This window comes from Flavobacterium flavipallidum, from assembly GCF_038289905.1.
Lineage (GTDB): Bacteria > Bacteroidota > Bacteroidia > Flavobacteriales > Flavobacteriaceae > Flavobacterium > Flavobacterium flavipallidum.
Genome location: NZ_JBBYHU010000043.1, coordinates 15,821 through 28,609 on the forward strand (window position 1 = coordinate 15,821; position 12,789 = coordinate 28,609).

6 protein-coding genes are annotated in these 12,789 nt (G+C 35.7%); all 6 read left to right on the forward strand.

Translation table 11 applies throughout. The features are described 5' to 3' along the window. The first annotated feature begins 7 nt into the window (after window positions 1-7). The 6 genes from AAEO59_RS15235 (at window position 8) to nagB (ending at window position 12,628) form a co-directional block, all read left to right on the forward strand. Window positions 8-2,692, forward strand: coding sequence for a DUF4962 domain-containing protein (locus AAEO59_RS15235; RefSeq protein ID WP_341701611.1), 2,685 nt, complete (start codon window positions 8-10; stop codon window positions 2,690-2,692). Between the two features lie 139 nt (window positions 2,693-2,831). Next, on the forward strand, window positions 2,832-6,896 hold the full coding sequence (locus AAEO59_RS15240; RefSeq protein ID WP_341701612.1) for a hybrid sensor histidine kinase/response regulator transcription factor: 4,065 nt from the start codon (window positions 2,832-2,834) through the stop codon (window positions 6,894-6,896). A 28-nt stretch (window positions 6,897-6,924) separates the two neighbouring features. Next, on the forward strand, window positions 6,925-8,055 hold the full coding sequence (locus AAEO59_RS15245) for a DUF4861 family protein (protein WP_341701613.1): 1,131 nt from the start codon (window positions 6,925-6,927) through the stop codon (window positions 8,053-8,055). Between the two features lie 412 nt (window positions 8,056-8,467). Further along, window positions 8,468-9,256: a gluconate 5-dehydrogenase gene (locus AAEO59_RS15250; RefSeq protein WP_066329898.1), complete on the forward strand. Its 789-nt coding sequence runs from the start codon at window positions 8,468-8,470 to the stop codon at window positions 9,254-9,256. Window positions 9,257-9,293: 37 nt separating this feature from the next. Next, window positions 9,294-10,667 (forward strand): sugar MFS transporter, encoded by a 1,374-nt coding sequence (locus AAEO59_RS15255; RefSeq protein WP_066329988.1) that lies wholly within the window; start codon window positions 9,294-9,296, stop codon window positions 10,665-10,667. A gap of 32 nt (window positions 10,668-10,699) precedes the next feature. After that, window positions 10,700-12,628, forward strand: a complete 1,929-nt coding sequence (gene nagB, locus AAEO59_RS15260; RefSeq protein ID WP_341701614.1) for a glucosamine-6-phosphate deaminase — start codon at window positions 10,700-10,702, stop codon at window positions 12,626-12,628. Window positions 12,629-12,789: the final 161 nt, after the last annotated feature.

A 12,789-nucleotide genomic window follows, 5' to 3' on the forward strand; every position in this document is an offset into this window, starting at 1 on the left:
TAAAGATATGATACCTAAAAAAATAGCTGTAGTAGCACTATCAATATTTGCAATCCATGTTTTCGGTCAACAAAAGTCCGCATTCATTAAACTAACAGCAGAAAAATTGCATTCCAGAGTTCGCGAATGGCCTTATCCGGTCAATGGGATAACGGTGCCAACCAATGCGCCTGCTCTGCTGTGGCCTGGAACAAATGGAAAAGAAATGGTCAAACCCATGGAAAGCGGCAGTACTGTTACTGAAGATCCAAACATTGGGAATGTGCGTTACAAAGTAATGTTAGCCAGCGATAAAAATTTCAACAACGATTTACTTAGCAGTTCTGAGCAACGTTGGGCGGTTTATCCGCTACATCAGGCTTTAAAACCGGGAAAATGGTACTGGAAATACGGTTATGCTTTAAAAGGCAGCAATCAATGGGCCTGGTCTGCTGTTTATGATTTTGTGGTGGATGCCAAATATGCTAATGAAAAAGTATCTCCTCCAATTAGTGAAGTATTGAAAAGAAATGAAGGCTCTCACCCTCTTTTATGGGGTATGAACCGCATTGGAGAAGATTTTTATCGCAATAATCTGGACAATCCAGAAGCTAAAAAATTCATTGTATTTGCAGAAAAACTAATGTTGGCTCCGCTTCCTACTGAGAAACCACAAAGAATCATAGATACTACTGGAAAAACTCCATTGGAGAAAAAAATTATTATCGAAAGAATGTATCACGGTTTTGGTGATGCCGTGGGAAATCCGGTTCGTAATTTGTGTATTGCTTATCAGCTGACAAAAGACAAACGCTTTATTCTGGATGCCAAACGCAGAGCATTAAATATTGCCAATATGAATCCTGATGGCCTGGCTACAGGAGATGATTTTACCAGTGGTGCTGTTTTAGAAGCCTTAGGTTGGTTCTATGATGCCGGATATGATTTTTTAACTCTTCAAGAAAAAGAACAATTCAAAAATAGTATTACAATTAGAGCAAAAAGAATTTATAATCATTTGCCTAATCGTTTTGAGTTGCATGTAAGCGACAATCACGTTTGGCAAATTACCCTGCGCAACCTAGCTATTGCAACAGTAGCGGTAATCAATGATGTTCCGGAAGCCAAAGAATGGCTTACTTACATGTATGAAGTCTGGTCGGCACGTTTTCCTGTGTTAGGTACAACCGATGGAGGCTGGCATGAAGGCAATGGTTATTTCAGGGTAAATTTTAAATCTATCATTTATTTATCACAAATGTTTGGTGACTTTAGCGGAGTCGATTATTTTAAATTGCCATGGATGCAAAACCTGCCTTATTATATGTTGTACACCCATCCTAACGGTGCTGCTACTACCGCTATAGGCGATATGTGGGAAAACGTTCCCTACATTGTAAAAGGTGAAGCCTGGTTTGCAGATGCGCTAACTTACCGAATGAATAATCCTTACTTAAATGACTATGTCAATGGAATAAAAAGAGATCACCCTGATTATTTTCATGGTACAGATGATTTCCTTTTCTTTCGATTATTGAATTATAAACCTAACAGAGAACTTCCTGCTTCCTCGCCTACTCAATTGCCTAAAACCAGAAAATTTGCTGATGTAGGTGTGGTAGCCATGCACGAAAATTTAGCACAAGCCAATAAAAGTATAAGCAGTTATCTGTTCAGTAGTCCGTTTGGATCTTCAGGACACGGTCACGCTTCGCAAAATGCTTTTACGATTAATTTTAAAGGCAAAGTACTTTTTGGAGGAACGGGTTATTACAGTAATTTTAGTGATAAACACAACCTTCTATATTACCGTACTTCTAAGGCTTACAACACCATCTTAGCCGATAGTCTAAACCAAAAAATTGGCGAAGAAGGTTATGGTTGGATTCCAAGAGCTATTTCAGGACAGCGTATTCAATATGCTTTGGGTGATGCCAGCAATGCTTATGGCGAAATAAAAAGCGACTTTTGGTTAAACCGATTCCAACAAATCAATCTAACACCTAATAAAGCGAATGGTTACGGCGAATCGGGTGTTACTTTATACCGCAGACATCTATTGCAGCTGGATGGTGGTTATATTATTCTTTATGATGAATTAGAAGCCAATAAGCCTGTAAAATGGACCACACAATTTCATTGTCCGTATTATACCATCGAAGGAACAAACGCTGCAAACGCCAACCAACAAAATTTTACGGTAAAAACTGATTTAGGGAATGTGACAGCAAGTGTTTTTGCGAATACTTCTTTGAAAATGAATATTCACAACAAATTTTTTGAACCAGCAGTCAATTGGAATAAAGTGACCAATGACGAAGGTCAGATTAAAGATTTTAAAGATCAATGGCATGCAGGCATTACTTCGGAAGCCAAACAAAAATTCCGATATTTAACCATTATCCAAATCAAAAATGGAAAAACCGAAGTGATTAAAACGCTATCAAATAAAAAAGGGTTAACTCATATACAAGTTGGCGATTGGGATATTCAGGCACAATTAGATGGTGAAAAAACGGCTGCATTACAGGTTTTGGATAAAGAGGCAAAATCCCTGTTTAACTATGGAAATCTGCCTATTCTATTTCAAGGCAAAGCCTATAAATCTAAAATTGCAGGAAGTTCTCTATTATTAGAAATGGAAGGAAGTAAATTGAACAAACAAGAAGCCATAGATGAATTACCGGATGTTGCCAAATATGACCGAAATTAAAATAGCCCTATTCTTTTAAATTATAACAACATTACTTTTTTGCCCCAAATTGCCTAACTTGTTGTTCTCTTTTAACGAGAAAAATAAATATTATTTAAAAGAAAATAAGCGTAGAAAAACAACTATAATCCACACTGTCATGAGAAAAAAGATTGCTTGTATCGCACTGTTTTGCATTACTCTTTTAGCCACTAAGAGTCATGCTCAAATGCAGGATCGCTATTTTCGTAACATTTCGGTCGATAAAGGCTTGTCGCAAAGTACTGTTTTTGCCATTAGACAAGACGCTCTGGGTTTTATCTGGATTGGTACACAGGATGGCTTAAACCGTTATGACAGTAAGGGATTTAAAGTATATCGACCAATAAAAAACGTTAAAAACAGCTTACAGTCGTACTATATTCGAAGCTTATTTACGGATCACAAAGGACAATTATGGATTGGAGGGAATAAAGGAATCAGTGTTTATAACTATGACACCGACAGTTTTACAAACTATCAGCTGCCTCGTAGTCTGGGCGAATGGTATATTTCTTCAATTACAGAAGACAATGCCCATCAAATTTGGGCAACCTCCATTGCTGGTGATGTTTTTGTACTTTCGCCAAAAGCAGATCGTTTTATCCCGGTTAAATTCAATGCTTCATCCCATGAGATTAAAAAAATCGCTTACATCGGACTTTGGCAAAAACAAATAATTTTGGGTACAGATGTTGGTCTTTTTAAATTAAAACCCAACAGTTCTCAATTGACAAAAATTAATATTGGTGTTAAAAAAACCTATATCAATGATGTCTATATCGAAAATAAAAACATATGGGTAGCAACCGAAGGTAACGGACTTATTAATTACGACACAAAAAATAATAAGCTTACTGTATTACTGCATAAAACAACCGCAAACAGTATTGCTGATAACAACATCCGATGTGTAGGTAAAGATACTGAAGGAAATCTTTGGATTGGCACATTTAAAGGCCTTTCCATTTTTAATCCTAAAGAAAACTCGTTTACTAACTATTACCATCAAATAGCGCAACCTTATACCATCAGTCAAAATTCAGTGCGTTGCTTTTTTAAAGACAAACAAAACGGAATTTGGTTAGGCACTTATTATGGAGGTATTAATTATTACCATAAAAATGATATTAAGTTCAATTTATTGAGCCAAAACTCCGGTAAACCTTCGTTAAATGACGAAGTTATTGGTGTAATAAAACAAGATGCAAAAGGTAATTTTTGGATAGGAAGTAATGACAAAGGGCTGAACTATTGGAACAAAAACGCCAATACCATAAGCTATTATTCGAATAGCGAAAATAATCCAAACAGTTTAAGTTCTAACAACATCAAAGCCATTGAATTTGATAACAATGCTAATATCCTGATTGGAACTCACAATGGAGGACTTAATTTACTAAATCCTAACAATGGCATAGTACAGCGGTTTCTTCATGATGACAACAATCCAAGTTCCATAGCCGGAAATTTGGTTTACAGTATCTTAAAAGATTATAAAGGTCGTATTTGGGTGGGCACAAGATCCGGTTTAGATCAATTTCATCCGGAAACCAAATCGTTTACTCACGTTCATTTAGACAAAGCCGGAAAACGTCCTTCTTCTGATGACATTACCTATCTTTTTGAGGATAGCAAACATCGTATCTGGATTGGGACAACTAACGGTGTAACCTTATTTTATCCTGATAATCTTTTATTTGGAGACATTGGACACGGAAAACGAAGCGATGATATTGTAAATTGTATTACCGAAGATCAAAAACATCGCATTTGGATGGGAACCCGAGAAGGACTACGCCTGTATGATGAAACTCAGGAAACATTTATTAGTTTTAAAGAAACCATCGATTTTGTCAAAGAAACGATTTATGGTATCATCCCTGACGAAGATGGAAACCTATGGATTTCAACCAACAGAGGTTTGATAAAATTCAATCCGGATAAAGGTTCGGTTCAAACATTTGACGAAAGCGACGGTTTGCAAAACAATCAATTTAACGAATACTCATTTTATAAAGCTAAAGATGGAATGTTGCTTTTTGGAGGAATCAAAGGACTCTCCTATTTCTATCCGTCTATGATAAAACAGCAGGCACTTCCGTTAAAACTGAATTTTACAGCACTCGAAGCATTAAATAAAACTGTTGCTGTTAATGACGAAACCAACATTCTGGAACAGCATATTGACCAGACAGAAAGCATCGAAATTGGACCTGAATACAAACAGTTTAGTATCTTTTTTAATACCTTCAATTATATATCCTCTAATCGTACCCACTATTATTACAAACTGGACGGAATTGACAAAGATTGGCAACTTACAGATGAACTAAAGATTAGTTACAGTAATTTACCGGTTGGAAAATACAATTTGCAGATTAAAGCAATGGGACCAAATGGTGAAATGAGTGCCATTAGAAATTTAGAAATTAAAATCCTGCCGCCTTGGTACAAAACTAGCTGGTTTATTCTACTGTTACTCATAGTAATCGGTACGGCTACCTATATTGGTTTCCGAATGATTACCGAACGAATTAAAGCCTTACAACAGCTCAAACAAGAACGCATCGATAAAGAAAGAGTACGCGATATCAATCAGGTAAAAATGGATTTTTTCACCAATGTTTCACACGAACTTCGAACTCCGTTAACACTCATATTAGCACCTTTAGAAGAATTATTAAAACTGCCTTTTACTGATAAAGCAACCAAAAAGAAGCATGAGCTGATGTTTCTTAATGCTAAAAGACTGTATAATCTGGTGGATCAGTTATTTGAATTCAGAAAAACTGAAATGGGAACACAACAGCTCAAGGTAAGTAAAAATGATATTGTGCGTTTTGTTCAGGAAGTTTACGAATCTTTCAAACCACTTTCAGAGAAAAAACAAATCCATTTTACAAACCATTCTTCAGAAACAGCTCTTTCGTTTTATTTTGATAAGGATGCTATGGAGAAAATACTATTCAACCTGCTTTCCAATGCTTTTAAATACACCGAAGCAGGACATAATATCAGCATTGAATTATTGAAAAAAGAAGATCAAATAGTTATAAAAGTTAGCGATACGGGTGTTGGAATCAGCGAAGAAGATTTAGCCAAAGTTTTTGATCGTTTTTATCAGGTAAATAATAAAGAAATGAATTTAGGTTCAGGTGTCGGACTGGCATTTACCAAACGTTTGGTCGAATTGCATCATGGAACTATTACTGCAGAAAGTACCAAAGAAGAAGGAAGTACTTTTACAGTGACCCTCCCTATTTCAGACGAAACTTATAAAAATGATTTGCATCTTGAAAATAGTATTCAGGAAGTTGCTATAGTGACCGAAAAAGAAAACAATAATGAAAATTATTTGCCCATAGAAGAAAATGAAGATTTAATCAACGAAATTACCGAAGGAGTACAAGCCATCAAACTACTCATTGTTGATGATAACAAAGAAATTTTAGCTTATCTACAGGATTATTTCTGCAAAATGTATGAAGTAACAGTGGCTTATGATGGTCAAATGGCACTAGATTTACTGGAAGTTCAACCATTTGATATTATTATTAGCGATGTAATGATGCCTGAACTTGATGGACTACATTTTTGTAAACGAGTAAAACAAAACATCAATACATCCCACATTCCTTTCATGCTTTTAACTGCTAAAACGGAAACCAGTCAGCAAATAAAAGGTTTGGAAATGGGAGCTGACGATTATATTACAAAACCTTTTTCAACTCAATTATTAGCTGTAAAAGTAGCCAACCTACTTCGCTCTCGTAAACGCCTGAAAGAATATTATTCTGCATCAAAAGAAATGGTTCCGGAAAATATTGCTTTTAATACTCTGGATGAAGAATTTTTGAAAGAAGCTATAGCAATCGTTGAAGAACATTTGGCTGATTCAGAATTTACAGTGGATGTTTTCAGTAAAAAAATCGGGATGAGTCGTTCCAATCTTTATTTGAAATTAAAAGCCATTACCGGCGAATCAGCAATGGATTTTATAAAAAGAATACGATTTAAAAAAGCCGTTGAACTGATGCAAAGCAAACGCTACACGATTGCACAAATCACTTATATGTGTGGATTTAATTCGCCTTCTTATTTTTCAACGGCATTTAAACAACATTACGGTTGTATGCCAAGCGAATATTTAGATAAAACCGACAACTCTAAAGAAGAATCTTAATTTTAAAAGACTAAAAAATAACTCACTCATGAAATTTATGAAATTATTTTCGGGAATTGCTTTTATATTGCCTTTGGCCCTTTTAGCACAAACAAAAGCGATTGTAAGCATCCAAAACCATTCAGCTTTAAATTACAAAGACGCTGTGGTAGCCATAAAATGGGACGCCGTTTTACTACAATATCCCCAAATTGACACTGCTAATTTTGTAGTTCTTAATTCGGTTACTAAAAAGCAAATTCCCTATCAATTAGAACACAAAGGACACTCCGCTATTCAAAATGTATTGGTACAAACGGATGTCAAAGCCAAATCGTCACTTACTCTTTTGATACAAAAAGGAAAACCGGAAATTTTTACTGCCAAAACTTATGCCCGCTATGTACCGGAACGTAAAGATGATTTTGCCTGGGAAAACGACCAAATAGCTTTTCGCGCCTACGGTAAAGCACTGGAAAAAGAAAAAGACAATGCTTATGGTTTTGATGTTTGGGTAAAACGCACTAACCAAATGATTCTTAACGAACGCTATAAAAGGGCTGATTATCATACTGACCATGGCGATGGTTTAGACTATTACCATGTAGGCTTTACATTAGGCGCCGGTAATATGGCTCCATTTGTAAATGACACCATCCGTTATTCAGGAAATTATCAGCATTGGAAAATTCTGGACAACGGTCCTTTACGCACTACATTTCAATTGATTTATGATAGTTGGAATGCCGGAGGAATAAAAGTAAGTGCTACAAAAACCATTTCTATCGATGCTGGTTCACAATTAAATCGCATCGAAAACGTCTATACTTTTAACAGTGATAACACCTTGCCGGTTGTAGTGGGAATCATTCGAAGATCCGAGGCCGGATACATTTCACTGAACGAACAACAAGGAATTATTGGATATTGGGAACCTACCATGAATGAAAATGGTACAACCGGAGTAGGTTCGATAATGACAACTCCTATTACAAAAATGTGGGTCAATAACGAACAATTATTAGCTAAAACTACCGTTAAAAACAACGAAACTTTTATTTACTACACAGGAGCCGCCTGGGATAAAGCAGGAAAAATTACCGATGCTAAAAAATGGTTAGACTACCTGAATGATTTTAATCAAAAACTAAAAAATCCTTTAGTTGTGAGTATCAAATAACTCTTATCCCATTTCATCAAAAGGCGATTAAATCAAAAGATTTAGTCGCCTTTTTCAATTTAATTTGACTGCTATTTGTTTGAAACATAAAAGTGTTTTTAAACTATTAAGTTCATGAAGAAAATTAAGATTTACAGTATTCCTAAACCTCTTAATTTTCTTCATGGTTTTCAAAAAAAGAATCTTCACAACATTTCCACTGAACCTTTAATTATAATCAGCAAAAAAATAGCCAACTAGAACCTACTCAGAAACCTGTTATTCATGGATTTATAGCTATAAAACAAGCTGTTTACACAAATTCGAAAGTTAATTGGTAAATATTGAAATACCTTTTTTGATTTCAAATATAACTTCGCAATATCAAAACTGATAAAAACCAAAATAAATACTAATTAAAACAATAAAAACAATGTCGATTAACTTATTTGATTTATCTGGAAAAACAGCACTAATTACAGGAGGAGTTCATGGTTTAGGAATGGCTATGGCAAAAGGATTGGGACATGCTGGAGCAAAAATTGTAGTAAACGATCTTTCGCAGGAAGCAATTGACAAAGCTATTGCCGAATACCAGTCGGTAGGAATTGAAGCTTATGGATACGTTTTTAATGTTACCGATGAAAAAGCGGTAATTGAAGCCATAAACAAAATTGAAACGGAAGTTGCTCCAATTGATATTCTAATAAACAATGCCGGAATTATCAAAAGAACTCCAATTATTGAAATGGAAGTCGAAGATTTTACGGCAGTAATAAATGTAGATTTAATTAGTCCGTTTATTGTTTCTAAAAATGTAGTCAAAGGTATGATTGCACGTGGTGGTGGAAAAATTATCAATATCTGCTCTATGATGAGTGAACTAGGAAGAGATTCTGTAAGTGCTTATGCTGCTGCAAAAGGTGGATTGAAAATGCTGACTAAAAACATGGCTACCGAATGGGCTAAATTTAACATCCAGACTAACGGAATTGGTCCGGGTTATTTTGCAACAAGTCAAACAGCTCCAATTAGAGTAAACGGACATCCATTTAACGAATTTATCATCAGCAGAACACCGGCAAATCGTTGGGGAGATCCGGAAGATTTACAAGGAGCAGCCATTTTCTTATCTTCAAAAGCGAGTGATTTTGTAAACGGACACATTCTTTATGTTGACGGAGGAATATTAGCTACCATTGGAAAACCATCTAATGAATAATACTACTAAAACCTTTCACTAAAAAACGATGTCAAAAATGAAATCTACAATACATTCAAATCAAAGGAGCGCAGTAATCCCTATGATTATTTTAACCAGTTTATTTTTTATACTGGGATTTATAACCTGGTTAAATGGTCCACTAATTCCTTTCTTTGAATTGGCTTGTGAATTATCAGCCTCACAGGCTTATTTTGTGACTTTTGCATTTTATATTGCCTATTTTGTCATGGCTATTCCCTCTTCAAAAGTAATTGAGAATATCGGTTATAAAAACGGAATTTCATTTGGCTTACTCACTATTGCTTTTGGAGCATTTTTATTTTATCCGGCTGCCGAAAGTCGCACTTTCTATTTATTTCTAATAGCGTTATTTATTATGGGAACCGGTTTGGCAATTTTACAAACAGCCGCTAATCCTTATGTTGTGGTTATTGGACCACGAGAAAGTGCTGCAGCAAGAATCAGCGTATTAGGAATTGCTAACAAATTAGCTGGTTTTGTTGCTCCTTTAGTTCTAACAGCTTTAGTTTTGTCAAATATGCAGGATTACACTGCCGAAAAAATTGCAGCTCTTGATAGCGAAGCTAAATCAGCAGCATTGGACACTCTAGCACTGCAATTACAAACTCCTTACATGTATATGGGAGCCGTAATACTTATTCTGGCACTATTAGTACGTTTTTCTCCATTACCGGAAATCGATTTGGACAAAGATGGAAATGTAGCCCATATGAGTATTTTTAAACAAATCCAAAATGCGTTCCAATTCCCTCAATTAGTTTTAGGTGTCATTACTTTAATGTTATACTTATCCGCCGAAGTTTTGGCAGGAGATTCCATTGGAGGTTTCGGTAAACAACTAGGTGTTTATGGTGAAGACGGTAACTTTTATTTAAAACTGACTTCATTTACCATGACCGCAATGGTAGTAGGATATATTCTAGGAATTACGCTTATTCCAAAATACATTTCTCAGGTTCAGGCATTAAAAGCCTCGGGAATTTTTGGGTTGATTTTAGTCCTTTTAATAGTAACTGTTTCCCCTGCTATACATATTCAATTACCCGGAATTCCGGCATTGCCACTAGTAATTATTTTAGTGGCGCTTATGGGACTTTCTAATGCCTTATGTTGGCCTGCTATTTGGCCAATGGCTCTTCAGGACTTGGGCGGATATACTAAAGTAGGAAGTGCCATATTAATTATGGGAATCATTGGCGGAGCCATTTTCCCTTTAATTTACGGGGCCTTAGTCGAAAATATAAATGCCGCTAATCTGGCAAATAATATGAGTAAAACAGTCAAAAGTGGCAATCAAATTGCCTATTTGATTTTGTTACCTACCTACCTTATGATCATCTTTTATGCCTTTAAAGGACATCAATACAGAAGCTGGTCAAGAAAATAATTGAAATTAAGATTATAAAATAAAAATAAAGAATAATGAAAAGTACAATAGACAAAGCGACAGGATTTGAGAAACGATTTGAAAATATCAATACGGTAGTTTTCGAAAATTCAGCTGAAGCTTCTAAAGCTGTTGCTCAGGAAATTGCAACACTTATCAAATCAAAACAAGCCAACAACGAATCCTGTGTATTAGGTCTTGCAACAGGTTCTTCTCCAAAAGGATTGTATGCTGAATTAGTTCGTTTGCATAAAGAAGAAGGATTGAGTTTTAAAAATGTCATCACCTTCAATTTGGATGAATATTATCCAATGGAGCCTAATTCAGTAAATAGCTATGTGCGATTTATGAAAGAATTACTCATAGATAAAGTAGATATTTTACCTGAAAATTATCATATTCCTGACGGAACTTTATCCAAAGAGCAAATTGCGGATTACTGCGCGGATTATGAAGCTAAAATTGAAGCTTTGGGCGGAATCGATTTGCAAATACTTGGAATTGGAGGAAATGGGCATATCGGGTTTAATGAATCCGGTTCTTTACAAAACTCTAAAACCAGATTAGTTGCGCTGGATCATATTACCAGAGTAGCTGCAAGTGGTGATTTTTCAGGATTGAGCAATACGCCAAGAACAGCGATTACCTTAGGAGTTAAAAAAATCATGGAAGCCAAACAAGTTATTCTGATGGCTTGGGGTGAAGGAAAATCAAACATTATCCAAAAATCAGTTGAAGGCGAAGTGACCAATCATATTCCAGCTTCCTTTTTGCAAGAGCATAACAATGCAGTTTTTGTTTTAGACAAAGAAGCTTCTTCTAAACTAACCCGAATTAACAAACCATGGTTAGTTGAAAAAATTGTTTGGACGGATAAATTAATCCGAAAAGCCGTTTTAGGCTTAGCATTAGATTTGAAAAAACCAATTTTAATGCTTACCGATGCCGATTATATTGAAAACGGAATGAGTGATTTATTAGCCGATTCAGGTCCTGCTTATGACATCAATATTAAAATTTTTAATAAACTGCAAAACACCATCACAGGTTGGCCGGGCGGAAAACCAAATGCAGATGATGAAAACCGACCTGAAAGAGCCGAACCGGCTAGAAAAAGAGTCTTACTTTTTAGTCCGCATCCCGATGATGATATCATTAGTATGGGAGGTACTTTTATGCGTTTGCAAGAGCAGGGTCATGAAGTTCATGTGGCTTATCAAACTTCAGGAAACATTGCCGTTGCCGATGATGAAGCATTACGTTTTGCCAGCTTTGTAGTGGATTACAATGAGAAATTTGGAATCAAAAATAGTGAAGCAGAAGACATTTATAAAAAAGCAGCTACTTTCCTTAAGAACAAAAAAGCCAGCGAAATTGATATTCCGGAAGTTCGTTACATCAAAGGATTGATTCGAAAAGGAGAAGCTCGTGCTACGAGTCATTTCGTAGGATTACCTAATGCCCAGATTCATTTTATGGAACTTCCGTTTTATGAAACAGGAACTATTGAGAAGAAACCTATCGGGAAAGAGGACATTCAAATTACCATGGTTCTTATCGAAAAGATAAAACCACACCAAATATATGCAGCAGGAGATTTAGCCGATCCACACGGAACGCACAAAGTATGTCTGGATGCAATTTTTGAAGCGGTAAAACAATTGAAACCGAAAGATTTTATGAAAGACTGCTGGGTTTGGTTGTACCGAGGGGCTTGGCAAGAATGGGGTATTGATGAAATTGAAATGGCCGTGCCAATGAGCCCGGATCAGGTTTTGACTAAAAGACACGGAATTTTCAAACACCAATCGCAAAAAGATGGTGTAGTATTTCAGGGAACTGATTCAAGGGAATTCTGGCAAAGAGCCGAAGACAGAAATGCAGAAACTGCTCAATTATACAATCAATTAGGTTTGGCCCATTATGCGGCTATGGAGGCTTTTGTAAGATGGGAATTTTAGATTTTTTTAATTTGTTGTAGTAGAAAATGAGGCTTTAGGTAGTCATGGTCGGAAGATTATTCTTCCGACTTTTTTTGTTATATAAGTCATATAAATCAATAATTCGATCCATAATTTTATGTGTTTATATTGCTTAAATGAATGAAATTTCTTATATTTAT